The organism is Eikenella sp. NML99-0057 (assembly GCF_001648535.1).
GTDB lineage: Bacteria > Pseudomonadota > Gammaproteobacteria > Burkholderiales > Neisseriaceae > Eikenella > Eikenella exigua.
In genome coordinates this window covers 340053-365290 of sequence record NZ_LXST01000001.1, presented here as the reverse complement: position 1 = coordinate 365290, position 25238 = coordinate 340053, and the positions used below count along the sequence as shown (strand labels likewise).

Annotated in this window: 22 protein-coding genes, 1 tRNA gene and 1 pseudogene; 14 read left to right on the top strand and 10 right to left on the bottom strand. The window is 58.1% G+C overall.

What is annotated here, in order from left to right; all coding sequences use genetic code 11:
- Positions 1-1752, bottom strand: a complete 1752-nt coding sequence (locus A7Q03_RS01815; protein ID WP_231881753.1) for a VWA domain-containing protein — start codon at positions 1750-1752, stop codon at positions 1-3.
- A gap of 219 nt (positions 1753-1971) precedes the next feature.
- Between A7Q03_RS01815 and A7Q03_RS01810 the strand changes: the two genes are divergently transcribed.
- The 4 genes from A7Q03_RS01810 to A7Q03_RS01795 all read left to right on the top strand — a co-directional run bounded on the left by A7Q03_RS01810 (position 1972) and on the right by A7Q03_RS01795 (position 4602).
- Positions 1972-2469: a pyridoxamine 5'-phosphate oxidase family protein gene (locus tag A7Q03_RS01810; RefSeq protein ID WP_067446807.1), complete on the top strand. Its 498-nt coding sequence runs from the start codon at positions 1972-1974 to the stop codon at positions 2467-2469.
- Positions 2470-2481: 12 nt separating this feature from the next.
- Positions 2482-2922, top strand: coding sequence for a TIGR01244 family sulfur transferase (locus A7Q03_RS01805; RefSeq protein ID WP_067446805.1), 441 nt, complete (start codon positions 2482-2484; stop codon positions 2920-2922).
- 298 nt (positions 2923-3220) lie between these two features.
- A complete protein-coding gene (locus A7Q03_RS01800) occupies positions 3221-3640 on the top strand; it encodes an NfeD family protein (protein WP_067446803.1) in 420 nt (139 codons plus the stop codon).
- The gene (locus A7Q03_RS01795; protein WP_023886699.1) at positions 3640-4602 is read left to right on the top strand and encodes an SPFH domain-containing protein; all 963 of its coding nucleotides are present in this window, start codon (positions 3640-3642) and stop codon (positions 4600-4602) included. Before A7Q03_RS01800 ends, A7Q03_RS01795 begins: the two co-directional genes overlap by 1 nt.
- 260 nt (positions 4603-4862) lie before the next feature.
- Here A7Q03_RS01795 and A7Q03_RS01790 read toward each other — a convergent pair whose 3' ends face one another.
- From A7Q03_RS01790 to purL, 6 genes are all read right to left on the bottom strand, one after another.
- Entirely contained in the window at positions 4863-5492 is a 630-nt protein-coding gene (locus A7Q03_RS01790) for a tetratricopeptide repeat protein (protein WP_067446800.1), read from the bottom strand.
- Entirely contained in the window at positions 5493-6785 is a 1293-nt protein-coding gene (gene hisS, locus A7Q03_RS01785; protein WP_067446798.1) for a histidine--tRNA ligase, read from the bottom strand.
- A gap of 108 nt (positions 6786-6893) precedes the next feature.
- On the bottom strand, positions 6894-7535 hold the full coding sequence (gene bioD / locus A7Q03_RS01780; RefSeq protein WP_067446796.1) for a dethiobiotin synthase: 642 nt from the start codon (positions 7533-7535) through the stop codon (positions 6894-6896).
- A 63-nt stretch (positions 7536-7598) separates the two neighbouring features.
- Entirely contained in the window at positions 7599-8906 is a 1308-nt protein-coding gene (gene bioA / locus A7Q03_RS01775; RefSeq protein WP_067446794.1) for an adenosylmethionine--8-amino-7-oxononanoate transaminase, read from the bottom strand.
- A 39-nt stretch (positions 8907-8945) separates the two neighbouring features.
- Complete coding sequence (locus tag A7Q03_RS01770; protein WP_156499661.1) at positions 8946-9470, bottom strand: hypothetical protein; 525 nt, start codon at positions 9468-9470, stop codon at positions 8946-8948.
- A 109-nt stretch (positions 9471-9579) separates the two neighbouring features.
- Complete coding sequence (gene purL, locus A7Q03_RS01765) at positions 9580-13584, bottom strand: phosphoribosylformylglycinamidine synthase (protein WP_067446792.1); 4005 nt, start codon at positions 13582-13584, stop codon at positions 9580-9582.
- A gap of 256 nt (positions 13585-13840) precedes the next feature.
- Between purL and A7Q03_RS01760 the strand changes: the two genes are divergently transcribed.
- From A7Q03_RS01760 to ppc, 5 genes are all read left to right on the top strand, one after another.
- Entirely contained in the window at positions 13841-14179 is a 339-nt protein-coding gene (locus tag A7Q03_RS01760; RefSeq protein WP_003823108.1) for a P-II family nitrogen regulator, read from the top strand.
- A gap of 165 nt (positions 14180-14344) precedes the next feature.
- Complete coding sequence (locus A7Q03_RS01755; protein WP_067446790.1) at positions 14345-15109, top strand: hypothetical protein; 765 nt, start codon at positions 14345-14347, stop codon at positions 15107-15109.
- Complete coding sequence (locus tag A7Q03_RS10525) at positions 15097-16236, top strand: isoprenylcysteine carboxylmethyltransferase family protein (protein ID WP_231881752.1); 1140 nt, start codon at positions 15097-15099, stop codon at positions 16234-16236. The genes A7Q03_RS01755 and A7Q03_RS10525 overlap by 13 nt, the downstream gene beginning before the upstream one ends.
- Entirely contained in the window at positions 16169-17032 is an 864-nt protein-coding gene (locus A7Q03_RS10520; RefSeq protein WP_231866507.1) for a prolipoprotein diacylglyceryl transferase family protein, read from the top strand. The genes A7Q03_RS10525 and A7Q03_RS10520 overlap by 68 nt, the downstream gene beginning before the upstream one ends.
- A gap of 21 nt (positions 17033-17053) precedes the next feature.
- Positions 17054-19762 carry a phosphoenolpyruvate carboxylase gene (gene ppc, locus A7Q03_RS01745; protein WP_067446788.1) on the top strand — a complete coding sequence of 903 codons (2709 nt, stop codon included), beginning with the start codon at positions 17054-17056 and terminating at the stop codon, positions 19760-19762.
- Between the two features lie 67 nt (positions 19763-19829).
- Here the strand turns inward: ppc and A7Q03_RS01740 are convergent.
- From A7Q03_RS01740 to A7Q03_RS01730, 3 genes and pseudogenes are all read right to left on the bottom strand, one after another.
- A tRNA-Arg gene (locus A7Q03_RS01740) sits at positions 19830-19904 on the bottom strand.
- Between the two features lie 25 nt (positions 19905-19929).
- A pseudogene (locus A7Q03_RS01735) lies at positions 19930-20370 on the bottom strand (DUF441 domain-containing protein); the annotation flags it as partial.
- A 24-nt stretch (positions 20371-20394) separates the two neighbouring features.
- The gene (locus tag A7Q03_RS01730) at positions 20395-21369 is read right to left on the bottom strand and encodes a polyprenyl synthetase family protein (RefSeq protein ID WP_067446786.1); all 975 of its coding nucleotides are present in this window, start codon (positions 21367-21369) and stop codon (positions 20395-20397) included.
- A gap of 190 nt (positions 21370-21559) precedes the next feature.
- Here A7Q03_RS01730 and A7Q03_RS10065 point away from each other — a divergent pair, with 190 nt between their 5' ends.
- The 5 genes from A7Q03_RS10065 to A7Q03_RS01710 all read left to right on the top strand — a co-directional run bounded on the left by A7Q03_RS10065 (position 21560) and on the right by A7Q03_RS01710 (position 25206).
- Entirely contained in the window at positions 21560-21715 is a 156-nt protein-coding gene (locus tag A7Q03_RS10065; protein ID WP_153705451.1) for a hypothetical protein, read from the top strand.
- Positions 21716-21739: 24 nt separating this feature from the next.
- Complete coding sequence (gene ychF / locus A7Q03_RS01725; RefSeq protein ID WP_067446783.1) at positions 21740-22831, top strand: redox-regulated ATPase YchF; 1092 nt, start codon at positions 21740-21742, stop codon at positions 22829-22831.
- A 73-nt stretch (positions 22832-22904) separates the two neighbouring features.
- Positions 22905-23807: a hypothetical protein gene (locus tag A7Q03_RS01720; RefSeq protein ID WP_231863696.1), complete on the top strand. Its 903-nt coding sequence runs from the start codon at positions 22905-22907 to the stop codon at positions 23805-23807.
- A gap of 71 nt (positions 23808-23878) precedes the next feature.
- Positions 23879-24745, top strand: coding sequence for a carbohydrate kinase family protein (locus tag A7Q03_RS01715; RefSeq protein WP_067446781.1), 867 nt, complete (start codon positions 23879-23881; stop codon positions 24743-24745).
- A gap of 149 nt (positions 24746-24894) precedes the next feature.
- Positions 24895-25206 carry an HAD family hydrolase gene (locus A7Q03_RS01710; protein ID WP_067446779.1) on the top strand — a complete coding sequence of 104 codons (312 nt, stop codon included), beginning with the start codon at positions 24895-24897 and terminating at the stop codon, positions 25204-25206.
- Positions 25207-25238: the final 32 nt, after the last annotated feature.

Sequence of the window (25238 nt, the reverse complement as noted above, 5' to 3'; positions counted from 1 at the left end):
TTACTGCGGCTTGCTGCTCAGCTGTTGTGCTTTTTCAATCAGCTGTACAAACTGGCGGCGCAGGCCGTGGCGGTCGGGGGATTGGGCGTTGCGAGCGAGCTCAAGGGTTTGCGGCCAGCCGAAGTTGCCGCTGTATTTGCCGCCGCGCAAGAGTTCGCCGAAGGCGGCTGCAGCCACGGCTTGGCGGGTGGCGTTGCTGCCTTGGGCGAGCGGTTTGCTGCCCACGACCACGGGGCGGTTGATGAGGATGCTGTTGCTTTGGCCGGGCAGTTTGTAGCGCAGGTTGATGAAGGCGTATTCGCTGGCGGCTTTATCGTTGGCGGCGGGCGCGGCTTGGTAGCGGCTTTCCGGCAGCCAGCCGGTTTGCCCGGCGGGGATGATTTCATACAACGCGGTAACGTTGTGGCCGGCGCCGATGTCGCCTGCGTCCACTTGGTCGTTATTGAAGTCTTCGCGGGCGAGCATGCGGTTTTCATAGCCGATCAGGCGGTATTCCTTCACAGTGGCGGGGTTGAATTCCACTTGGATTTTCACATCTTGCGCCACGGTGGCAAGCGTGGAGGAGAGCTGGCGGTGCAGCACTTTCTGCGCTTCTTCGGGGCTGTCGATGTAGCTATAGTTGCCGTCGCCGGCATCGGCCAGCTGTTCCATCAGCCGTTCGTTGTAGTTGCCGCTGCTGAAGCCGAGCGTGGTAAGCGAAATGCCGCTTTTGCGTTTTTCAGCCACCATGCTGCGCAGGGTGCTGAAATCGGTGATGCCCACGTTGAAATCGCCGTCGGTGGCGAGCAGGATGCGGTTGATGCCGTTGCGGATATAGGCGCGCTGGGCGGCTTGGTAGGCCTGTTGGATGGCATTTTCGCCGGCGGTGGAGCCGCCTGCCTTCAGGCTGTCGAGCGCGGCGAGGATTTTCTGCCGCTGGTTGCCCGGGGTGGGCGGCAGCACGACTTTGTTGCCGTCGGCATAGGTAACGAGAGTGATGCGGTCTTGGGCGCGGGTTTGGTGCGCGAGGGTGCAGAGGGTGTATTTCACCATCGGCAGTTTGTCGCGGCTATACATGGAACCGGACACGTCCACCAGGAACACAAGATTGGCCGGCGGCAATGCAGCTTGGCTCACCTCTTTGGCCTGAATGCCGATGCGGATCAGCTTGGCGCCGCTGCGGAAGGGGGAATCCACGGTTTCGGTGTGCACGGCGAAAGGTTTGCCGTCGGCAGGCTTGGCGTAGCCGTAGTCGAAATAGTTGATGATTTCTTCAATGCGCACGGCATCGGCGGGCGGCAGGCGGCCGCTTTGGGTGAGGAAGCGGCGGATGTTGGCGTAGCTGCCGGTGTCCACATCAATGCTGAAGGTGGAAACGGGCTGCTCGGCCACGGCGTGCACGGGGTTGGGCTCATAATGGCCGTAGCGCTCGGTGTTTTGGCGTGACGGGGCAGCCGCGCCCGCATTCACCATCCTCTTCTCGCTATTAATTATGCTATATGAGCCTTCGGAGCCTAAATCGGCTGTCGCCTGCACTGCGGGCGCAGCTGAAGGCGCTGCTTCATATGAAGTCACAGAATGGTTCTTCACCGCTGCCTGCGGCATGGCGCGTAAGCTGAAGCGGGCACTTCGGGATTCATAATAATCCGGCTGTTCGTCCAAATAACGCGAACAGGTCTGATGAAGGCGCTGGGCATTGTCTGCCAGCGCGGGCAGGGCGGATACGGATAATAAGGCGAGCAAAATGGTGCGGGCAAACGGCGGTTTGTGCATGGCAACCTCCTTAAGTAAGCAGACATAGAAAACAGCTGCCATTATATAGACGCCCACGCCGCCTGCAAACCAAGTGCTGTGCCCTGCCGCCGCTCTATTTTCAGGTAGCCTCCAAGCTGTTTGAGCCCAGCATTCAGGCGTGGAATTTGGTATCATTCCCCCCTGTGAGCAAAAGGCTACCTGAAACCGGCTTGCCTAAGCTTAACGGAGGAGAAAATCATGTCTTTCAGAGAAATGAAGCACGCAAACCAGCAGCTATCCAACAAAGAAGCCATCGCCATTTTGCAGCGCGGCAAATCCGGCGTACTTGCGCTGCACGGCGACAACGGTTATCCCTATGCCGTGCCGATCAGCTATGTTTACCACGAAGGCAAAATTATCCTGCACGGCGCGCCCGCAGGCCATAAACACGAACTGCTTGCGCACGACAACCACGTTTCCTTCTGCGTGGTGGATCTCAACGACATCGTGCCGCAGGAATTCACCACTTATTTCCGCAGCGCCATCGTGTTCGGCACGGTACGCACCGTTACCGACCCCGCCGAAAAACAGGCCGCACTCGAAGCCGTGGGGCACAAATACTCCCCCGACCAAAACGGCCTCCTACCCTATATCGGCAAACATTTTGATTACGTGAAAGTGATGGTTTTAGAAATCGACCACCTCACTGCCAAAGAATCCATCGAGCTCGTCCGAGCCAAACCAAACCATTCATAATCAAGGAAAACCATGTCAAACCAAGCCCCCTTCCCCACCCTTGCCCCCGGCCTGTTTGTTTCTCCGCAAATCAGCCGCCAAGACATTCTCGCCGCCGCTGCCGCCGGCGTGCAAACCATCATCTGCAACCGCCCCGACGGCGAAGAGCCCGGCCAGCCCAGCTTTGATCAAATCCGCCACTGGGCGGCCGAAGCCGGTATCTGGCACGTTATTCACCAGCCCATGCTGATGCCGCAAATCGATGCCGCCGCTGCCGCACAGTTTGCCAAACACCTGGCCGACCACCCCGCGCCTGCCCTCGCCTACTGCCGCAGCGGCACCCGCAGCAGCTTCTTGTGGGCCATGGGGCAAGCCGCCCAAGGCGCAGACCCGCGCCAACTGGTGCAAACCGCCGCCGCTGCCGGCATCGACCTTACTGCCGCCCTGCCCCGTTTGCAGGAAGTACAGGCATAGGCTGAGCTGGTCTGTACAATATTAACTTCGGTGCAGCTGAGCTTTTCAGGTAGCCTTACCAACCATCCAAAGGCTACCCGAAACGAGTGAAACAGCGTTTCTACAAAGCCAACGCCTCTGCTTCAACGAAAAGTTGAAACCCGGCCAAAAGTAATAAAAACTTTGAGCAGGCCGTTTTCAGGTAGCCTCATCCGGCAGGCTAAAGGCTACCTGAAACTACCTTAAACAATGTCTTGGTATAGCCCAAGCAGAGTTTCAGCAAAGCTCAAGCCCCAACCACACAAGAAAGGAGCAGCTCATGCGCTATTGGTATTGGTTTATCGCCGCAGCCGCCCTGTTCGTTCTCGAAATGTTCAGCGGCACGTTCTACCTGCTGGTGGCCAGCATCGCCCTGCTCGGCGCAGGCGTGGCCGCCTGGTTCGGCGCGGGCAGCGGCGTATCGCTGCTGGTGGCCGTGCTGCTTTCCGCGGCCGGTATCGCCGCCGTATACCGCATCCGGCGCAACCGCCGCGCCCACGCCGCCGATGCTGAAGGCGATTTGGACATCGGCAACACCGTGCTGCTGCACCAGCCCCAATCCGGCAGCCTGTGGCTCGTGCAATATCGCGGCACCTATTGGCAGGCCGAAGCCCCCTTCCCTGCGCAGGCCGGGCAAGCCGCGCGCATCGCCGGGAAATCCGGCAATATCTTGATTTTGCAACCTCTGGAGGAAAACTGATGGATATCGTTACCCTGGCAATCCTATTTGCCGTTATCGTTGTATTCGGCTTTAAAGCCTTCACCGTCGTGCCGCAGCAGGAAGCCTATGTGGTGGAGCGGCTCGGCCGCTTCCATGCCGTGCTCAACCCCGGCCTCAACTTCCTCATCCCCTTCCTCGACCGTGTGGCCTACAAACACCTGCTCAAAGAAATCCCTCTCGATGTGCCCAGCCAGGTGTGTATCACCCGCGACAACACCCAGCTCACCGTAGACGGCATCATCTACTTCCAAGTAACCGACGCCAAACTCGCCTCCTACGGCTCCAGCAACTACATCACCGCCATCACCCAGCTTGCCCAAACCACCCTGCGCTCCGTCATCGGCCGAATGGAACTGGACAAGACCTTTGAAGAGCGCGACGACATCAACCGCACCGTGGTCGCCTCGCTCGACGAAGCCGCCGTATCTTGGGGCGTGAAAGTATTGCGCTACGAAATCAAAGATCTCGTGCCGCCGCAGGAAATCCTGCGCGCCATGCAGGCGCAAATCACCGCCGAACGCGAAAAACGCGCCCGCATCGCCCAATCCGAAGGCTTGAAAATCGAGCAAATCAACCTTGCTTCGGGCGAGCGCGAAGCCGAAATCAAAAAATCCGAAGGTGAAGCCCAAGCCGCCGTCAACGCCTCGCAAGGCGAAAAAGTGGCCCGCATCAACCGCGCCCAAGGCGAAGCCGAAGCCCTGAAACTGGTGGCGCAAGCCAGCGCCGACGCCATCCGCCTGGTGGCCGACGCCATCAACCAGCCCGGCGGCAACGAAGCGGTTAATCTGAAAGTGGCCGAACAATACGTAGACGCCTTCGCCAAACTGGCCAAAGAAGGCAACACCCTGATTATGCCCGCCAACGTGGCCGACATCGGCAGCCTCGTCTCCGCCGGCATGAGCATCATCAAAGGCCAACAAGGCAAAACGCCTGCGGCTTGATTGGTACGGAATGTACAAAGGCTACCTGAAATAGTTTTAGGTAGCCTTTGTTTGCAGAATAAAGTTGCTCGGTATTAGCTTTGGTAAGCCTCCAAACCATCCAGACATAGTTTCAGGTAGCCTGTATTCACTTCCGCGCAGGCAATATGTTATTCAAGCTACACGCTACCTGAAACCCAAAAGGCTACCTGAAAAAACGGCTGTTGCCGGCGATGGGTTTTCCATCCGCCGGCAACAGCCGTTATGGGCTTTGGCCTGCCTTAGTTCAGCTGGTCGATTTTCAGCTGTATGAACTCGCGCCCTTGGTCGTCTTGGGGCAGTTTGTCCATCGCCTGTTTGTAGGCGGCGGCGGCTTCGCTGCGTTTGCCTTGGGCGGCGTAAACATCGCCTTTGGTTTCCAACAAGATACCAGCGTAGGCTTCATCGGTATTCATGCCGAGGGTGGCGATGGCTGCGTCGTATTTCTGCTGTTGCAGCTGAACGGTGGCCAGGCGCTGGATGGCCATGGCGCGGATGAGCGGTTCTTGGTGGTATTTGAGCACCCAGTTCAGGTGGCCGGCGGCTTCGTCGTATTTGCCTTGGTCGAAGGCGGCACCGGCCTGCATCAGGGTGGCTTGGGCGGAGGAAACGCTGGTCGGATATTGGCTTTGCAGTTGAGTGAGCAGTTTGGCGGCTTCGGCAGGTTTGCCGGCCTGCTGATTTTCTGCCCACTGGTCAAACACGGCCACAGCTTCGTTGCTCACGTTGCGCTGGTGGCTGCGGTACATCACCCAGCCAAAGTAGCCGATGGCGGCCACCACGAGCAGGGCAAACAGCCAGCGCCCCCAGCTGCGCCAGAAATATTTGAAGTTTTCAATTTCTTCTTGGTCTTTTAAATCGTAAACAGCCATTTAGCGTATCCATTCGTTTAATTGTTGAAGCAAATCGGCAGCAAGCACGCTCACTTGGCCGCGCCCTTGCTGCATATCTTTGAGGCTGGCTTTGCCTTCGGCCAGCTCGCCTTCGCCCACGATCAGCGCCACTTTGGCGCCGAAAGCGTCGGCTTTTTTCATTTGGGCGGCCAGTTTCTGACTGCCGGAATGTTGCAGCACGCTGAAGCCGGCGGCGCGGGCAGCGGCGGCATACTGCATGCTGGGCAGCAAGGTATCGCCGCCTTGGTGTATCACATAAATATCGGGTGCGGCATCGGCTTGCAGACTGCCGTATTCGTGTACCAACAGCAGCAGCCGCTCCACGCCCATGGCAAAGCCGATGGAGGGGGCGGGTTTGCCGCCGAGCTCTTCAATCAGGCCGTCGTAGCGGCCGCCGCCGCACACGGTGGCTTGGGCGCCGAGTTTGTCGGTGGTCCATTCGAACACGGTTTGGTTGTAGTAGTCCAGCCCGCGCACGAGGCGGTGGTTTTCCACATAGGCAATGCCCAAACCGTCGAGCAGGGCTTTGAAACCGGCGTAGTGGGCGCGGGAGGCTTCGCCGAGATAATCGGCCAAGCGCGGGGCGGCATTGCAGATTTCCTGCAAATCGGGGTTTTTGCTGTCCAGCACGCGCAACGGATTGGTGTGCATACGGCGGCGGCTGTCTTCATCCAGCGCGGCTTCGTGCTGTTTCAGGTAGCCTACCAAGGCGGCGCGGTGGGCGGCGCGTTCTTCGCGGTTGCCCAGGCTGTTGATTTCCAAAGTCAGATATTGGCTGATGCCGAGCTCGCGCCACAAATCGGCGCACATGGCGATGATTTCGGCATCGATATCGGGGCCTTCAAAGCCCAGCGCTTCCACACCCACTTGGTGGAATTGGCGGTAGCGCCCCTTCTGCGGGCGTTCGCGGCGGAACATGGGGCCCATATACCACAGCTTCTGGCCGCCGTTGTACAGCAGATTGTGCTCCACCACGGCGCGCAGGCAGGAGGCGGTGCCTTCGGGGCGCAGGCTGAGGCTGAGGGTGTCGTTGGAGTCGGCAAAGGTATACATTTCTTTGTCCACCACATCGGTGTCTTCACCAATGGAGCGCACGAAAAGGCCGGTTTGCTCCACGATCGGGGTGCGGATTTGGCGGTAGCCGAAGCGGTGCGCCCATTGGCCGATGCGGTTTTCAAAGGCCTGCCAGAAGGCGGCGGTGAGCTTGAAATCTTTCTGCTCCACCGGCAAGAGGTCGTTCATGCCTTTTACGGCTTGGATTTTTTGTCCCATGATTCGGTTTGGGGAGAGGGGTAAACGAAAATGCGGATTATAGCGGATATGTGGGGGTTCGGGCTAAAGCTGTGTGCAAGGCTACCTGAAAAATGCTGCGAACGGTTTTCAGGTAGCCTCTGCCAACACCGTCCATTCCGCCTCGGGGAAATGCTGCTGCAGATAATCACGCAAATAGCGTTCGGTTTCCGCGCCGATTACGGGGTCGGGCGCGGGATAGCAGTTGTACACCAGCCGGTGCACCGGCAGGCCGGCATGGCGGGCAGCGGCAAGGCTGAGCAGGGTGTGGTTGATGCTGCCCAGGCGGCCGGATGTAACCAACACCAGCGGATAGCCGCGTTCGGCGGCAAAATCGAGCAGGGTTTGCTCGCGGTTTAGCGGCACCATCAGCCCGCCCGCCCCTTCGAGCAGCACGGTGTCGTAGCTTTGCAGCAGGGTTTGGGTGGCTGCATCGATGGTTTTCAAATCAATGGGGCGCTGTTCCTGCTCGGCAGCCAAGTGCGGCGAGCAGGGGTAGGCAAACACATAGGGGCAGGTGCTGCCGTTGCGGTCGTGTTCGGTGAGCCCGATGCCTTGCAGGCGGCGGTGGGTTTGGATGTCTTCGGCGATGCCTTGACAGCCGGTTTGCACGATTTTTTGGGTAATCACACGGCGGCCGGCAGCGGCCAGCTCTTTGGCATACAGGCTGGTGGCGATGCTTTTGCCGATGCCGGTGTCGATGCCGCTAACAAAATAAACCAGTTTCTGCATACTGTTCTCCTCTCTGCAAACAGGCTACCTGAAAATTTCAGGTAGCCTTCAGTGCGTGTAGCATTATTCGGACTGCGGCCATGCTTCGCCGTATTCCTCCGCCACTGCCGCCAAGGTCTGTTCGGCCAAGAAATCCAATTCCTGCTGGCTGATCACAAACGGCGGCATCAGATACACCAGCCGCCCGAACGGCCGCACCCACACGCCCTTTTCCACCAGCTGCGGCTGCAGGGAAGCCGTGTTGACCGGCTGCGCCATCTCCAATACCCCAATCGCGCCAAGCGCCCGCACTTCGCGCACGCAACGCCATTGCGCCGCCGCAGCCAGCTTACGCCGCAGCGTTTGCTCGATATTGGCCACCCGCTGCCGCCACGGGCTTTCCCGCAGCATCGCTACGCTCTCTGCCGCCACCGCGCAGGCCAGCGGGTTGGCCATAAAGGTGGGGCCGTGCATAAATGCGCCCGCTTGGCCCCGGCTGATGGCCGCGGAAATTTCCTCGGTGCATACCGCCGCCGACAAGGTGAGATACCCGCCGGTGAGCCCCTTGCCCAGCAAGATAATGTCCGGCACCACGTCGGCATGCTCCAAAGCAAACATTTCGCCGCTGCGGCCAAAGCCGGTGGCGATTTCGTCAAAAATCAGCAGCACGCCGTATCGGCTGCACAATGCCCGCGCCTGCCGCAGGTATTCGGGATGGTAGAAATACATTCCGCCCGCCCCCTGCACCACCGGCTCTAAAATCAGCGCCGCCAATTCATCATGTTTTTCTGCCAACAAGTTTTCCAACGGGCGGATACTTTCCGGCTGCCATTTGCCGTGGAACGGGCTGGCCGGTTGCGGCAGGAAGTACTGCACCGGCAGGCTGCTCGAAAACAGGCCGTGCATGCCTTCTTCCGGATCGCATACCGACATGGCATGCCAGGTGTCGCCGTGATAACCGGCGCGGATGGTGGCGAAACGGCAGCGTTTACCCCGCCCCACGGCCTGCTGGTATTGCAGCGCCATCTTCATCGCCACTTCCACCGCCACCGAACCGCTGTCGGCATAAAATACTTGGTTGAGGGCCGTCGGCAACAATTCCAGCAGCAACTGCGTGAGCCGCACCGCCGGCTCGTGGGTGAGCCCGCCGAACATCACATGGCTCATCTTCGCCAATTGTGCGACGGCCGCAGCGTTGAGGCGCGGGTGGTTGTAGCCGTGCAGCGCCGCCCACCAAGAAGAGGTGCCGTCCACCAGCCGTTTGCCATCGGCCAGCTCGATGCTGCAACCTTCCGCCCGTGCCACGGCGTACACCGGCTGGGTGTTGGGCATGGCGGCGTAGGGATGCCAAATGTGGCGGCGGTCGATTTGCGTGAGGGTTTCCCAATTCATGATGAGGCTACCTGAAAAATATCGGGCTGGCTTGCCCGCTTATGACATCGAATCAAATCCTTCAAACACGGCCTGGCGCGGCGCGGCACGCAGGGCGGCGGTGGCAGCGGATTCGCGGGTGAGGTTGAACCAGACTTCGTCTAGCGAGCGGCCGATTAAGAAGGGCTCTTCCCTGAAATCGAAAGCATAAATATCGAATTCGTCTTGGCTCGGTCGGCTTTCAATATCCCAAAACAGATAAGTGCCGGATTCGCTTTTGGCAAAAAACTCCATCCTGGCCATCAGGCAAACGTGCTGCGCGGAGAAAAAGCCTTCGTATTCGTCTAAATCAGCGATATAGGTAGATTTCACGGCTGCACTGGCCTGCTGCCAGGAATCGCAATATTGCGGATTGGCTGGAATGTGGACGAGATAGTTGCCCAGCGAACGACCCCAGCCATATTGCGTGGCAAAGCGCTGGTAGGATGCGGAGAAGCCCCGGCCGTTGGCAAAGCGGAAGTTGGCCAACTCGTTGGGATCGCCGAATATTTTGGCCGGTTTTAACACCAGCAGCTTGGTTTCCATACCCTATCTCCGTTTTCGCCATGATTGAGGCTACCTGAAAGTATTCAGCTTCTACATTCTCACGGCATTGAAGCGGATACTTTCAGGTAGCCTTATATTGCCCGACAGTCTAGCCCAGCACCTTCCGTGCCGTAGCAAACATCCGATACCAGCCGGCCAATTCGCTGTCGCGCCACTCTTCCGGCAGCCAGCTCATTTGCGCGCTGCGGTACACCCGCTCCGGATGCGGCATCATGATGGTTACGCGGCCGTCGGCGGTGGTGACGGCGGCGATGGCATCGGGCGAGCCGTTGGGGTTGAGTGGGTAGGTTTGGGTGGGCTTGCCCTGGCCATCGATATATTGCATGGCGGTTTTCAGGCTGCCTGAAACTTGGTTTTCAGCTCGCCCCAAGTGGGCGAAATCGGCGCGGCCTTCGCCGTGGCTAACCACCACCGGCAGGCTGCTGCCCATCATATCGGCCAAAATCAGCGAGGGCGATTGCGGCACGCGCACCATGCTCAGGCGTGCTTCAAACTGTTCGGATTCGTTGCGGCGGAACTTCGGCCAACCCTCCGCGCCTGGGATGATTTCGGCCAAGTTCGCCATCATCTGGCAGCCGTTGCACACGCCGAGTGAGAGTGTGTCCGGCCTAGCGAAGAATTCGGCAAACTGGTCGCGCAGTTTGCTGTGGAACAGGATAGATTTCGCCCAGCCTTCGCCCGCGCCCAGCACGTCGCCGTAGCTGAACCCGCCGCAGGCGGCCAGCATTTGGAAGGTTTCCAGCTTCACGCGGCCTGCCATCATGTCGGACATATGCACATCGTAGGCATCAAAACCGGCGCGGGTGAAGGCGGCGGCCATTTCCACTTGGCCGTTCACGCCCTGTTCTCGCAGGATGGCGATTTTGGGTTTTGCCCCGCTGTTGATAAACGGTGCGGCAATATCCTGTTTCACATCAAAGCTTAAATCGGCAAACAGCCGGCTGCGTTCTTTATCGGCCAGCAAGGCGAATTCGCTGTCGGCGCAGGCGGGGTTGTCTCGCAGGCGCTGGATTTGGTGGGAGGTGGACTGCCAGGCGCGTTGCAGGTCTAAGCTGTTTTCACGGAAGAGCTCATCATTTTGGCAAGTAATGATGATATTTTGATGCTGGGTGCTAAAACCGATTTCTGCAATCATGTGTTGCACCAAAGCAATACCACATTCAGGGCTGTATCGGGTTACCTTTCCTAAACCTTGCTCTTCAAACAATTCATACAAATAAGCTTTATCTTGTGTACGCACTTGCAGCACTGCACCCAACTCTTCATTGAACAACAATTTGTTTACCAAGCAAGCAAACTCGTCGTCAGGCATAGTATCCTGCTGTTTATCCAACCAATTCAGCATTTGTTCAGACTGGTAAGCAAGCTCGCCTATATCAATATCCAATCCGCACCGCCCCGCAAACGCCATTTCCGCCAGTGTGGCAAACAGGCCGCCGTCGCTGCGGTCGTGGTAGGCAAGCAGTTTGCCTTCCTGCACCAGCCGCTGAATCACATCGTAAAACTTTTTCAGGCGGCCTGCTTCGATGTCGGGCGCTTCGCCGCCCAATTCGCCACACACCTGCGTTAAGGCCGAGCCGCCCATGCGGGCTTTGCCCTGCCCCAAATCCACCAGCAGCAGCACGCTGTCCGCCACCTGCTTGATGTCGGGCGTAACCGTTTTGCGCACGTCCTGCACAGGGGCGAAGGCGGTGGCAATCAGGCTCAACGGCGACACCACGGATTTTTTCTCCGCGCCGTCCTGCCACACGGTTTTCATGGAAAGGCTGTCTTTGCCCACGGGGATGCTCACGCCGATTTCCCGGCACATCTGCGACACGGCTTCCACCGTGCGGTAGAGTTTCTCGTCTTCGCCCGTATTGCCGCAGGCGGCCATCCAGTTGGCGGAGAATTTGATGTTGCCGATATCGCCGATATTAACCGCCGCGATATTGGTAATGGCTTCGCCGATACACATCCTGCCCGAAGCGGGCGCGTCAAACAGCGCAACGGCAGGTTTTTCACCCATGGCCATCGCTTCGCCGCGATGCGTATCGAAGCCCATGATGGTCACGGCGCAGTCGGCCACGGGGGTTTGCCAGCGGCCGACCATCTGGTCGCGGTGGGTCAAGCCGCCCACGCTGCGGTCGCCGATATTGATAAGGAAGTTTTTCGCGGCCACGGCCGGCAGTTGCAACACGCGGTAGGCGGCTTCCTTCAAATCGATATGGCTACCTGAAAACGGTTTTTCAGGCTGCTGTTGCGTTTTATCGGTGCGCGTGGTTTTGGGCGGTTTGCCGAGCAATACGTTCAGCGGCAAATCCACGGGCTTGTTGGCAAACAAATCGTCGCGCACCTGCAAATGCCCGTCGTCGGTAGCCGTGCCGACCACGGCAAACGGGCAGCGCTCGCGTTCGCAAATGGCGCGGAAAGTGTCCAAATCTTTTTCCAGAATCGACAACACATAACGCTCCTGCGCCTCGTTGCACCAGATTTGCAGCGGCGTCAGGCCGTGCTCTTCCAGCGGCACATCGCGCAGCTTAAATACCGCGCCGCGCCCCGCATCGTTGACCAATTCGGGAAAAGCGTTGGACAGGCCGCCCGCGCCCACGTCGTGAATAGCGATAATCGGGTTGGCCGCACCGAGCTGCCAGCAGCGGTCGATCACTTCTTGCGCGCGCCGTTCGATTTCGGGATTGCCGCGCTGCACAGAGTTGAAATCGAGCGAAGCATCGTTCGCACCTGTGTCCATCGACGAAGCGGCGCCGCCGCCCAAGCCGATGAGCATGCCCGGCCCGCCGAGCTGCACCAACAGCGCGCCTTCGGGGATTTCGTGTTTATGCGTTTGTTCTGCCTGAATATTACCCAAACCGCCGGCAATCATAATCGGCTTGTGGTAGCCGCGCATTTGGCCGTCGAACTCGGCTTCGAAGGTGCGGAAATAGCCCAGCAGGTTCGGGCGGCCGAATTCGTTGTTGAACGCCGCGCCGCCGATGGGGGCTTCAATCATGATGTCGAGCGGGGAGGCAATGTGGGCGGGCTTGCCGTAGCCGCCTTCCCAAGGCTGTTTCAAATCGGGGATATTGAGGTTGGAAACCGTATAGCCGGTGAGGCCGGCTTTGGGGCGAGCGCCGCGTCCCGTTGCGCCTTCGTCGCGGATTTCGCCGCCCGCACCGGTGGCCGCACCGGCAAACGGTGCAATCGCCGTGGGGTGGTTGTGCGTTTCCACCTTCATCAGGATATGCGTATCTTCTTCGTGGAAACGGTAGCCCTGATTGGCCGCCGCATCGGGATAAAAACGGGCGATTTTCGCGCCTTCGATTACCGAGGCGTTGTCCTTATACGCCACCACCGTGCCGGCCGGCGCGGCTTCGTGCGTGTCGCGAATCATGCGGAACAGCGATTTGGGCTGCTTTTCTCCATTTAAGATGAAATCGGCATTGAAGATTTTGTGGCGGCAGTGTTCACTGTTGGCCTGCGCGAACATCATCAGTTCCACATCAGACGGATTGCGTTTTAAAGCCTGATAATTATCCAGCAGATAATCGATTTCGTCGGGCGAGAGTGCCAAGCCTAAGTCGGTATTGGCTTTTTCTAGTGCAGCACGGCCGCCGGAGAGCACATCCACCGTATCGAAGGTGTGCGCTTCGGGGTGGGTGAACAATTTGGCGGCTACCTGAAAATCGGGCAACACAGATTCGGTCATGCGGTCGTGCAGCAAAGCTGCCCATTGCTGTTTCTGCGCTTCGGAAAGGCTACCTGAAAGCCACACTGCCATGCCGCGTTCGATGCGCTGGATTTGGGTGAAGCCGCAGTTTTTCGCAATTTCTGTGGCTTTGGAAGCCCAAGGCGAAATCGTGCCGATACGCGGTGTGATGAGAAACAGATGCAGGCTACCTGAAGACTGCGGCAACTCTGATGCCACTTGCCCCGCCAGCAAGGCTTCCAACTTTTCCGCATCTGCTACATTCAAGCCTTCGGCACAATCGGCAAAATACCAATACTCACTGCGGATTTCAGCTTCAGGTAGCCCCAAAGCAGCAGCTTTTTGCAGCAGTTTTTCAACACGGAAACCAGACAGGGCGCGCTCGCCGCGCAGGAAGAGGATAGGCATGAGCAGACTCGCATGAGAGAGGGTTGGGGAGGCGTAATTATACGCCAAGTCTGCCCTAATCTGTCGGAGGAGTAAGCCGATTGAAAGCACTGCTGCCTTGTGGTAGCGTTACAGCTAAACCACTTATTTCTTCATACTGCGTTGGCTCGCCTTGCCGTACTACTACTGTCTGCGGCTTACCGCCTGGTATGAAGAAATAATTGTTTCAGCTATAAACCCATCCAGACCTTAATATACCAACCCACCCGAGGAACCCATGAAAAAAATCGAAGCCATCATCAAACCATTCAAACTCGACGATGTGCGCGACGCGCTCACCGATATCGGTGTAAATGGCATGACCGTAACCGAAGTGAAAGGCTTCGGTCGCCAAAAAGGCCACACCGAAATCTATCGCGGTGCGGAATACGCGGTGGATTTCCTGCCCAAAATCCGGCTGGAAATCGTGCTGGAAGACAGCATGGTCGAGCAGGCGGTGGAAGCCATCGTGCAGGCGGCCAACTCCGGCAAAATCGGCGACGGCAAAATCTTCATCCTGCCGGTGGAAGGCGTGGTGCGCATCCGCACCGGCGAGCGGGACGAAGCCGCGCTGTAGGCTTGGCAACATCTAAACACGCTGTTTCCTTCCAGCCAGCTGCCGCGTAAACTGCAATCAAACAGTATGCCGGCCGTGCCAGCCAAGGCTACCTGAAAATATCGGCTGGCACGAAACTGCTATTTTTCAGGTAGCCTCATCCGGCCAAATAGTTTTTCTCCCATCATGTTCCGCCTGTGCAAACATTATTTCGACGGCATTGATGCTGCCGGCAACGCATTGATTGCCTATGCGGCCGAGCTGCATTACCACGGCATCAAGCTGCCCTATTCCGCCCTGATTTTCAGCCCGGCCCACGGCTGCACCATCGAACGCAGCTGCCTGAGCGCATCGCAACTATCCCCCAACAGCATCCGACAACCCAAGCTTGGCCTCGAAGGCCGCTGGCAGGCTTTGTCCGACGGTGTCCGGCTTACCTTGCCGGCCGGCGGCAAACATCGGCTCGTTTGGCATGCCCACACGCCCAATGCCCGTTTTCAGGTAGCCTTAAACGGGCAGGAATACGGCGGCTTGGGTTATGCCGAAACGCTGGAAATGGATTTTTGGCCGCAACAGCTGCCGTTATGCAAGCTGTATTGGGGGCGTTTCGTATCGGAGCAGCACTATGTGGTGTGGATCGAATGGCGCGGCGAAGTGCCGCTAAAACGTTTGTACTACAACGGCGTGCTAACTGAAGATTTCGTGCTGGAAGCCGGTGGGCTGAAAGCGCCGGCATTCGGCCTGCATCTGGCGTTTGCTGCACCGGAAACGATAAAAGACGAGCCGCTGCTGGCTATTGCAGCACGCAACCCATTGTTGCGGCTACTATTCAGCCGCAGATTTTTATCCAGCCGCGAACAAAAATGGAAAAGCCACGCCACCTTGAGGCTACCTGAAAATATTGCCGTGGAAGGCTGGGCCTTATACGAGAGGGTGTTATGGCAAAAATAAGCGTTACCCTGCAAAAAATTGTTTATGCCTTGGTGTTCTGCCTGCTGTTGCCGCTGCTGCTGCAATATTGGGCACGGCACACTTCGGAGGTGGTGCGGCTGCCGGTACCGCCCTACCCGCTGGCCGGCGCACTGCTGGCGGCGGCCGGACTCTCATTAATCCTGTGGGCGATGCACAACCTGTGGTACCGCGGCGGCGGCCTGCCGATGAATGCGTTTCCGCCACAGCATTTTGTGGCTTCCGGCGCCTACCGCCTGTGCCGCCACCCGATTTATACCGGCGCCGTCATGCTTTGCACGGGCACGGCACTGTATGCGCAGTCGCCCGGCGGGCTGTGGCTGGTATCGCCGCTGTTTGCATTGCTCATTGTGGCTTATGTGGCTGGCTTCGAGCGCGAGGTGATGGCCAAGCAGTTTGGCGCCCGGCCGATGCTGCACTACGGTCTGTTCAGCCTGCCGCCGGATAACGGGCATGAGGCGGCTTTCTCCAGGCGGCTGTTGCTCGGACTGAAGGTTTGGCTGGTATGGCTGCTGCTGTATGAAGTGTTTGTGTGGCCGGGGGTGCCGCCCGATGCGTGGTATAGCAACGGCGCTTGGGATAAGGCCGTGCCGCTGTGGGGCTTCAGTGTGGTGTTTTATGTACTGCTTTACCCGTGGGCCGGGCTGCTGCCGCTGTGGTTGCGGCAAAACCGCCAGCTGCGCGGCTTTACCCTAGACGCATTCTGGGGCATGGCACTGATTTTCTATTGTTATCTGATTATTCCGGCTGCCGTGCGCTACGGCAGACTACCTGAAAATACGTTGTGGCTACGTTGGATTGCCCTGGGGCGGGAGTATGATAGCGCCGCCGCAGCGCTGCCTTCGTTTCATGTATTTTGGGCGCTATTGGCTGCACGATATTCTTGCCTATGCCGCCCGCAGTGGCGTATGGTATGGGCTTTGTTGGCGGTGCTGGTGATTGTCAGCTGTCTGACCACGCAACCATACCTTGGCCGATGTGTTGGCCGGGATGGCCGCTTATTGGGCAATCCGACACCGGCAACCGATCTACCGCGCTCTGTTGCGTGCCGCCGAATATATTGCCAACTCGTGGCACGAATGGCGCTTCGGCCGCCTGCGGCTGATTAACCACGGCTTCTATGCCGCATTGGGCGGCGTGTGCGGTTTTCTGGTGTTGGCTTATCTGCTACCGCAGTATTTGTGGGTAGTGTGGCTGCTGGGAGTTGCCGGATTTATTGGCGCGGGCTTATGGGCGCAATGGGTGGAAGGCTCATCGGCGCTGCTGCGCCCGTTTGGCTACTACGGCAGCGTGTTCGGCATCGTGCTGGTCGGCTGTCTGATTGCTGCCGGTTCGAATTTGGGCAGTTGGACGCTGTTGGGCGCGGCCGCGCTGGCTGCCTGCCCCATCCAGCTGTTTGGCCGCTGCCGCTGCCTGATTCAGGGCTGCTGCCACGGTATCCCCACCGATATGCCGGGTATCCGCTTTTTCCATGATAAATCGCGTGTGTGCAAACTGGCTGGCTGGCAGGGGAAAAATCTGCACCCCACCCAGTTTTATTCCATCGCCGCCAATTTTCTGAGCTTTTTTCTGCTGTGGCGCTTATACCGGCTGCAAATGCCTGCTTCGTTTATCGCCGGTATGTATTTGATTCTCAGCGGTGCGTTCCGCTTTGTGGAAGAATCGCTGCGTGGCGAACCGCAAACGCCGTATTTTCTCGGCATGCGCGTATACCAATGGCTGGCTCTGGCATCGGTGCTGGCGGGCATCTTGTTTACCTGTCTACCTTCGGCTCCGCTGTTTTCAGGTAGCCTTCCTGCCAACTGGCCGCTGCATGCCATTTCCTATTTCGTATTGATCTGGTGCGTGTACGGCTTGGATTACCCAAACAGTACATTGCGTTTTTCCCGGCTAACCCAAGAATAACCCTCTGCAAAGGAATACCCCATGATGTCCGAACCTTCCGGCCAACACCCCTATAAAGACGCGCCGCTCTTCGACGACGTTGCCTTCCTCACCGGCGCGCTGCAAACCGTGCTAGCCGAGCAAACCGACTGCCCCGTGCAGGAAGCCGTGGCCGCGCTGCTGGGCGGCGAAGCACCGCAAGACGTGGTAACGCGCAGCCTGCCGCAGCTCAACGACCAACAGCTGGAAGACCTCATCCGCGCCTGCGGCCTGTTTGCACAAATCCTCAATATTGCCGAAGATGCACATCACCAACGCCGCCGCCTGGCACACAGCCAAACCCGCGACAACGCCAAATCCACCTTCGGCCACACCCTTGATTTGCTGCAACAGCAAGGCGTAAGCGCCGAAGCCTTACAGCAGCAGCTGAATCACACCGAAGTGGCCGCCGTGCTCACCGCGCACCCCACCGAAGTGCAGCGCCAAACCACCCTCACCCTGCACCGCCAAATCCGCAACCTGCTCGACCAACGCGCCAACCTGGCCGGGCAGAACGAAGAACGCTTGCAGCAGCAGGTGCAAACCATGCTATGGACGCTGTGGCAAACCAATGAAAACCGTCATTTCAAAATCACCGTGGCCGACGAAATCAGCAACGGCATCATGTATTTCCCGCTCAGCTTCTTCAGCGCCGTGCCCGGCGTATACCGCAAGCTGGAGGCCGCCCTTCAGGTAGCCTTCCCACACACCCGCCTGTCCAATGTGTTGCACATCGGCGGCTGGATCGGCGGCGACCGCGACGGCAACCCTTTCGTTTCCGCCGACACCCTGCGCACAGCTTTCTCCCAGCAGGCCAGCGCCGTGTTCCGCTTCTACCGCAGCCAGCTCTACAAACTGTATGAAGAGCTGCCGATGTCGGTCCGGCGCGTGAACGTGAGCCCAGAGGTGCTGGCTTTGTCAGCCCAATCACCCGACACCGAACGCGCCCACGAAGAAGAGCCCTATCGCCGCGCCCTGGCCTATATTCTCGCCCGCACCGTGGCCACCGCCCACCGTTTCGGCAGCGGCTTGGGCAGCCAGTTTGGCCTGCTCGAACCGTATGACACGGTGGAAGAATTTTTAGCCGACCTGCACACCGTGCACACTTCCTTATGCGCCAACGGCAGCCGCCTGCTGGCCGACGGCCGCTTGGCCGACCTGATCCGTGCCGCTTCCGTGTTCCGCTTTTATCTGATGCCGCTAGATTTGCGCCAACACGCCCAAAAGCATATCGACGTGGTAGCCGAGCTCTTTGCCGCTGCCGGCTTGGAAAACTTCGCCGCGCTGAACGAAGCCGAGCGCGAACGTGTGCTGCTGCGCGAACTGTCTTCCCCGCGCCCGCTCCACAGCCCGTTTGCCCAATACAGCGAAGATACCGAACACGAGCTGGCTATCTTCCGTGCCGCTGCCGAAATTAAAGCCAGCTTCGGCGAGGAAGCTATCCGCCAAAGCATCATTTCCAATGCCGAAAACGTGAGCGAAATGCTTGCCTTGGCCTTGATTATGAAAGAAACCGGCCTGTTGCTCCTGAATGCCGAAGGGCTACCTGAAAGCCGGCTCAATATCGTGCCACTGTTTGAAACCATCGAAGCGCTGCAAGACTGCATCGGCGTGATGGATCATCTTTTCTCCCTGCCTTGGTACCGCCACCTGCTCGCCGGCCGCAGCAATATTCAGGAAATCATGCTCGGCTATTCCGACAGCAACAAAGACGGCGGCTATGTAACCAGCCAATGGGTGCTGTATCAGGCCGAGCAGGCTTTGGTGAAACTGTTTGCCAAACATCAAGTGCGCCTGCGCCTGTTCCACGGGCGCGGCGGCAGCGTGGGGCGCGGCGGCGGCCCCTCCTACGAAGCCGTGCTGGCCCAACCCGCCGGCAGCGTGGCCGGGCAAATCCGCATCACCGAGCAAGGCGAAGTCATCACCGCCAAATACGCCGATGCCGACAACGCCGAGCGCAACCTCGAAACCTTGGTGGCCGCCGCGCTGGAAGCCAGCCTGCTGCCGCACCGCACCGAAGAGCCCGATGCCGCGCTGATGCAGTCGCTCTCCGATGCCGCCTTCGCCTACTACCGCGAACTCATCACCCACCCCGATTTCGTGGGCTACTTCCTGCAAACCAGCCCAATCAACGAAATCGCCAGCCTCAACATCGGCAGCCGCCCTGCCAGCCGCAAAACCCTGGCGCGGATACAGGATTTGCGCGCCATTCCCTGGGTGTTCTCTTGGACGCAAAACCGCCTGATGCTGCCTGCTTGGTACGGCTTCGGCAGCGCGGTCGAGCAGCTCTTGCGCGACAACCCCGCCAACCTCGAGCGCCTGCGCCATATGGTGCGGCACAGCGCCTTCTTCCAAGCCATGCTCTCCAATATGGAACAAGTGATGGCTAAAGCGGATTTGGATATCGCCCGTGCTTACGTTGGCCTGGCCGCCCAGCCGCAGGCCGCCCAAGCCATGTTTGAGCGCATTGCAGGCGAGTTCGAACGCAGCCGCCGCGCCCTGTTGCAGTTAATCGAGCAAGACCACCTGCTCACCGACAACCGCAGTCTCGCCCGCTCCCTGGCCCTACGCATTCCCTACTTGAACGCGCTCAACTGGCTTCAGGTAGCCCTGCTCGCCCGCTTGCGCCAGCACCCGGGCAACCCGCAGCTCATCCACCTGATCCACCTCACCATCAACGGCGTGGCACAAGGCTTGCGCAATACGGGCTAACCCCCCTTTCCTGCAAACGGCAGGCAAGAAAAAGGCTACCTGAAAATTTCAGGTAGCCTTTTCGTCATGGCCCCGCCGACAGGAATCGAACCTGTATTTTACGCTTAGGAGGCATACGTTCTATCCGTTGAACTACGGCGAGAAATAATCAAACTTTCCAATCGAGCTTTTCCGACAATAAGCGACAAAATCCCCGCGGCAATCAGCGGCCCCACCGGGATGCCGCCCAAAAACGCCACGCCGATAATCGTGCCCAACAGCAGGCCGGTTACCAACACTGGCCGCTCGCTCATCAGCGGCACGCTGCGCCTGGCCAGCCAAGCCACCAATATGCCCACCAAAACCGCCGCCAGCATTTTCCAGCTCATCAAACCGGCCAAACCGGGAAACTGGATTCTGCCCGACACCAGCGGACTGAGCACGCCGATGGTGAGCAGAATAATGCCGGCTTGAATGCCGTATTGTTCGGCCAGCGGAATATAGCGCGCCAGCACAGTTTACTGCATCAGGAGCAACACGGTGGCCGAGATGGTGATGGATTGGTTGTTGCTGAGCACGCCCAGCAAAATCAGCAGCACCAAAAATAACGGGATAACATTCAGATGCAATTATATATTCCCGAAAAAAGGCCGCTAGGATACACGCGCCAGCGATTCTTCGGCAAGCTGCCGCATGGCCTGCGACACCTCGTTGTCCGGCAACGCGACCAAGCATGACAAGGCCTCGTCCACTGCTTTACGCGCCTCGTTCACGCAATAGGCCAGTGCATCGAATTGCGCCACATAGGCATGAATTTGCTTGAAGTAGCTCCGGTCCGAGTGCTCTAGTGCGTAGCGCACAGCTTCGGCCACCGGTTGCTCAGCGTTTTGCATCAGGTAAATCAGCGGCAGGGTTGACTTGCCTTCGGCCAAATCATCGCCCACGTTTTTGCCGGTTTCTTCGATGTTGCCGGAATAATCCAGTACGTCGTCAATAATCTGGAAGGCGGTGCCGATATGGCAGCCGTAGCATTTCAGCGCAATTTCCTGCTCGGGCGTGGCGCCGGCCAAAATCGCGCCCACTTGTGCGGCGGCTTCAAACAGTTTGGCGGTTTTATATTGGATCACCTGCGCATATTCGGCTTCGGTGATGTTGGTGTTGCCGATATTCATCAGCTGCAACACTTCACCCTCGGCGATGATGTTGGTGGCATCGGCCATCACGTCTAAAATCTTCAGGCTGCCTGAAGACACCATCAGCTGGAAGGCACGGGTGTAGAGGAAATCACCCACCAGCACGGCAGCGGCGTTGCCGAACATATTGTTTGCCGTTTTCCGGCCGCGCCGCAGCTCGCTTTCATCCACCACATCGTCGTGTAGCAGAGTGGAGGTGTGGATGAATTCCACCATCGCCGCCAGCGCGTAGAGCGGGTCTTCATCGTAGTCCAGCACCTTGCCGGAAAGAATGGTAAGTACCGGCCGCAGCCGCTTGCCGCCGGCGCTGATGATGTAGCGCCCGATTTGCGAAATCAGCGCCACTTCCGATTGCACCGCGCGCTCAATCACCGCATTAACGCGGCTCAAATCGCGGGGCAGATGTTGCTGGAAATAAGGCAGGTGTTCAAGCATGGTGATGTGCAGCTTTTTTGTATGGTTATCAGCATAACACTAAAGCACTTATTCCTTCCTAGCTGCGTGAAGAAATAACCGCTTTAGCTATACAGCCGGCCAAACAGGGGCGGCATTATAGCAGCCTTATGGGCAAACTGCCTATTTCCGCCCTACCCCGCAGGCTACCTGAAAACGCAGCTTCAACAAAGTGTCACAATATTTTGGCTCAGCCGAAGCCGTGCTTCTGCCCGGCTACCATCCCGTGCTGCCGTTTTCAGCCCGCTTCAAATCGCCTATTAGGCTACCTGAAACCCCAAACCGCAGCTTTCAGGTAGCCTTCTATGTTAAAATCCGCCGATTTTAATCTAACGGCATTTAAGGAACACACATGAGCATGAAATGCGGCATCGTCGGCCTGCCCAACGTCGGCAAATCCACCCTCTTTAACGCGCTGACCCAATCGGGCATCGAAGCGGCGAACTATCCCTTCTGCACCATCGAGCCCAACGTCGGCATCGTCGAAGTGCCCGACCCGCGCATGGCGGAGCTGGCGAAAATCGTTAATCCGCAAAAAATGCAGCCCGCCATTGTGGAATTTGTGGACATCGCAGGTTTGGTCGCCGGCGCAAGCAAAGGCGAAGGCTTGGGCAACCAGTTCCTCGCCAACATCCGCGAAACCGACGCCATCGTGAACGTCGTACGCTGTTTCGACGACGATAACATCGTGCACGTTTCCGGCAAAGTCGATCCGATTGCCGACATCGAAACCATCGGCACCGAACTAGCGCTTGCCGACCTCGCCAGCGTCGAAAAAGCCATCGTCCGCGAAGAAAAACGCGCCCGCTCAGGCGACAAAGACGCACAAAAACTGGTGGAACTGTGCAAAAAAATCCTGCCGCACCTCAACGAAGGCAAACCCGTGCGCTCCTTCGGCTTAGACGCAGACGAGCTCGCCATGCTCAAACCGCTGTTCCTGCTCACCGCCAAGCCCGCCATGTATGTCGGCAACGTTGCCGAAGACGGTTTTGAAAACAATCCGCACCTCGACCGCCTGAAAGAATTGGCTGAAAAAGAAAACGCCCCTGTTGTTGCCGTTTGCGCCGCGATGGAGAGCGAAATCGCCGAATTGGAAGACGACGAAAAAGCCGAATTCCTCGCCGAAATGGGCTTGGAAGAACCCGGCCTGAACCGCCTGATTCGCGCGGGCTACGACCTCTTGGGCCTGCAAACCTACTTCACCGCCGGCGTCAAAGAAGTCCGCGCCTGGACCATCCACAAAGGCGACACTGCGCCGCAAGCCGCTGGCGTGATCCACACCGACTTCGAACGCGGCTTCATCCGCGCCCAAGTGATTTCCTACAACGATTTCGTGTCGCTCGGCGGCGAAGCCAAAGCCAAAGAAGCCGGCAAAATGCGCGTGGAAGGCAAGGAATACGTGGTACAGGATGGCGATGTGATGCACTTCTTGTTTAACGTGTAAACCGCTAGGCTACCTGAAAAATATGTTTCAGGTAGCCTCATCACCTGTTTGAATTTAGCCTAGCTATATGATTATGCGAAAACTGTTTTTCCCCATCCTGCTTTTAGCGGCCGTCGGCAGCTTCGCACAAACATTGCCGCAAGTAAAAACATTCTCCTCATACCGCAGGTTTATCAAAGCTGCACCCCAACCGCAAACGCCACAACAAATTGTGCAGCGCTACTATCGGCAATATTCGCAGCAACACCGTTGCTACCGTGTCGATATCGATGCGTTAAACGTAACCGAAACCAGCTTCGGCGGCGAATACTGTATGCGCCAAATCAAAAGCGAAATCCGCCAAACCGCGCAAGGCAAGCTGATGTATCTGCTCTACACCGGCGACAACTTTGATTTTAATCGGGGCGAAAGCATCGGAGGCCGGGTTCAATCGGGTTTGGCGGGCATATTCGTGTTGAAACAGGTATCCGGAGGCTGGCAACCGCTGGCAGTGCGCGCCTACAATCAAATTGGCACATACGGCTATGCCCCTGAGGCTAAATATTGGTCGTTCCTCCGCTTCGGCAAAGACCGTTGGGGCTTCATGACGCCTATGTCGTATCTAAGTGACGGTTACAGCAGCTCGGAATATATACTTTTCACCCACAACGGCGCAGGGAAGATTGGTCGAAGCACTATCACAAGCAATACAACCAACGGATATGGTTTAAATAATTGCCAAACCAATCCTGATTCGGGTAAGCCGCTTACCGCCGCCGAACGCCGCGAATGCCGCGCGAAGTGGTATCGATTAACCACTTCTTCTTTCCGCATCCTAACCCACGCCCGCCCCAATGCAGGCTTCTACCCCCTGCGGCTGAGTGTGTCGGGCTTTAACGGCTTCAAACACTACCGCAACCAAGCTTTTATCATCCACTATGATGCCGCTGCAGGAGAATACACCATGCCAACCGATTATCCGCTGGCCAATAAATAAAACTTTTCAACCCAGAGGCTACCTGAAAACTTTCAGCTAGCATTCCCACCATCCATTTTTAGAGAGCAAATATGAAAATCAGCAGCTTCGGCGAAGTATTGTGGGACGACTTCCCCGGCGGCGCGCCGCTCAATGTGTTGGTGCGCCTGGCCTCGTTTGGCGCGGACTGCAGCATCATCAGCCGGCGCGGCCGCGATGCCGACGGCGAAGAACTGCTGCGCCAGATTGCCGCGCGCAACGTAGCTGCCGATTTGGTGCAAACCGATGAAGAACACGCCACCAGCCTGGTGAAAGTGCTGCTCAAGCCCGACGGCAGCGCCAGCTACGACATCGTCTACCCCTGCGCCTGGGATAAAATCAGCGCAACCGATGCAGCACTCGCGCGCGTGGCCGAATCCGACGTGCTCGTGTATGGCAGCCTCTCCGGCCGAGATCCCGTATCCCGTGCCGCGTTGGAGCAAATCCTGCCCGCCGCCCGTTTCCGCGTGCTCGATGTCAATCTGCGCAAGCCGCATTACGAGCCCGAACGCGTGCTCAGCCTCATGCGCCATGCCGACCTCATCAAGCTCAACGACGAGGAACTCTACGAACTCTCCGCCGCCTTCGGCTCGCCCTACCACAGCCTCGAACAAAACCTGCGCTACCTCGCCGGCCACACCGACACCGCCCACATCTGCATTACCCTCGGCCAGCATGGTGCAGTGTATTTCCGCCACGGCAAAATCCTCGCCCACCACGGCTTCCGCGTGAGCATGGCCGATTCCGTGGGCGCAGGCGACAGCTTCCTTGCCGGTTTCCTGTTCCAAATGCTCTCCGGCGCCAGCCCCGAAGACACACTGGCCTTCGCCTGCGCCATCGGTGCGCTCAACGTTACCCGCCACGGCGCCGTGCCCGATATTTCCCTAGCTGAAATCCAGGCACTGATGCACCCGGAATAAGGCGGCACAGGCAACAGCCTGGGTTTGTGCCTTACCTGCACCAGCTTTGACAAATCAGGCTGAAGCCCTCCTTCCATACCCGGCAGCAATATGGCCGTATGAAATGAAGTGCTTCAGCCCGGTCTTTTTTCAGGTAGCCTCACATAAACATGAATACGACCCGCCCCAAAACCATATTCGTAGATGTTGACGACACCCTCGTCCGTAGCGTTGGCCAAACGCGCATCCCCATGGCCGCCGTAATCGCCCACATCCGCCGCCTGCACGATGCCGGCCACCTGCTCTACTTGTGGAGCAGCGGCGGTGCCGACTACACCCGCGCCAGTGCCGAAGAGCTGGGGATAGCCCACTGTTTTCAAGCCTTCCTGCCCAAACCGCAAGCCTATATCGACGACCAAGCCGTTGCCGACTGGCGTTTCTGCCGCCATATCCTGCCTGCCAACAGCGGGGAAATCGAATAATTTGCTGCTTTCCTCGCCATTCAGCCACAATT

What these genes read in the sequence shown, in the direction of transcription:
- A7Q03_RS01755 (WP_067446790.1), top strand. Translation starts at nt 14,345, where the DNA reads ATGTTCCGCCTGTGCAAACATTATTTCGACGGCATTGATGCTGCCGGC.
- ppc (WP_067446788.1), top strand. Translation starts at nt 17,054, where the DNA reads ATGATGTCCGAACCTTCCGGCCAACACCCCTATAAAGACGCGCCGCTC.
- bioA (WP_067446794.1), bottom strand. Translation starts at nt 8,906, where the DNA reads ATGAATTGGGAAACCCTCACGCAAATCGACCGCCGCCACATTTGGCAT.
- A7Q03_RS01770 (WP_156499661.1), bottom strand. Translation starts at nt 9,470, where the DNA reads ATGGAAACCAAGCTGCTGGTGTTAAAACCGGCCAAAATATTCGGCGAT.
- purL (WP_067446792.1), bottom strand. Translation starts at nt 13,584, where the DNA reads ATGCCTATCCTCTTCCTGCGCGGCGAGCGCGCCCTGTCTGGTTTCCGT.
- A7Q03_RS01815 (WP_231881753.1), bottom strand. Translation starts at nt 1,752, where the DNA reads ATGCACAAACCGCCGTTTGCCCGCACCATTTTGCTCGCCTTATTATCC.
- A7Q03_RS01805 (WP_067446805.1), top strand. Translation starts at nt 2,482, where the DNA reads ATGTCAAACCAAGCCCCCTTCCCCACCCTTGCCCCCGGCCTGTTTGTT.
- A7Q03_RS01710 (WP_067446779.1), top strand. Translation starts at nt 24,895, where the DNA reads ATGAATACGACCCGCCCCAAAACCATATTCGTAGATGTTGACGACACC.
- A7Q03_RS10525 (WP_231881752.1), top strand. Translation starts at nt 15,097, where the DNA reads ATGGCAAAAATAAGCGTTACCCTGCAAAAAATTGTTTATGCCTTGGTG.
- bioD (WP_067446796.1), bottom strand. Translation starts at nt 7,535, where the DNA reads ATGCAGAAACTGGTTTATTTTGTTAGCGGCATCGACACCGGCATCGGC.
- A7Q03_RS01810 (WP_067446807.1), top strand. Translation starts at nt 1,972, where the DNA reads ATGTCTTTCAGAGAAATGAAGCACGCAAACCAGCAGCTATCCAACAAA.
- A7Q03_RS01730 (WP_067446786.1), bottom strand. Translation starts at nt 21,369, where the DNA reads ATGCTTGAACACCTGCCTTATTTCCAGCAACATCTGCCCCGCGATTTG.
- A7Q03_RS01715 (WP_067446781.1), top strand. Translation starts at nt 23,879, where the DNA reads ATGAAAATCAGCAGCTTCGGCGAAGTATTGTGGGACGACTTCCCCGGC.
- A7Q03_RS01790 (WP_067446800.1), bottom strand. Translation starts at nt 5,492, where the DNA reads ATGGCTGTTTACGATTTAAAAGACCAAGAAGAAATTGAAAACTTCAAA.
- A7Q03_RS01760 (WP_003823108.1), top strand. Translation starts at nt 13,841, where the DNA reads ATGAAAAAAATCGAAGCCATCATCAAACCATTCAAACTCGACGATGTG.
- hisS (WP_067446798.1), bottom strand. Translation starts at nt 6,785, where the DNA reads ATGGGACAAAAAATCCAAGCCGTAAAAGGCATGAACGACCTCTTGCCG.
- A7Q03_RS01800 (WP_067446803.1), top strand. Translation starts at nt 3,221, where the DNA reads ATGCGCTATTGGTATTGGTTTATCGCCGCAGCCGCCCTGTTCGTTCTC.
- ychF (WP_067446783.1), top strand. Translation starts at nt 21,740, where the DNA reads ATGAGCATGAAATGCGGCATCGTCGGCCTGCCCAACGTCGGCAAATCC.
- A7Q03_RS01720 (WP_231863696.1), top strand. Translation starts at nt 22,905, where the DNA reads ATGCGAAAACTGTTTTTCCCCATCCTGCTTTTAGCGGCCGTCGGCAGC.
- A7Q03_RS01795 (WP_023886699.1), top strand. Translation starts at nt 3,640, where the DNA reads ATGGATATCGTTACCCTGGCAATCCTATTTGCCGTTATCGTTGTATTC.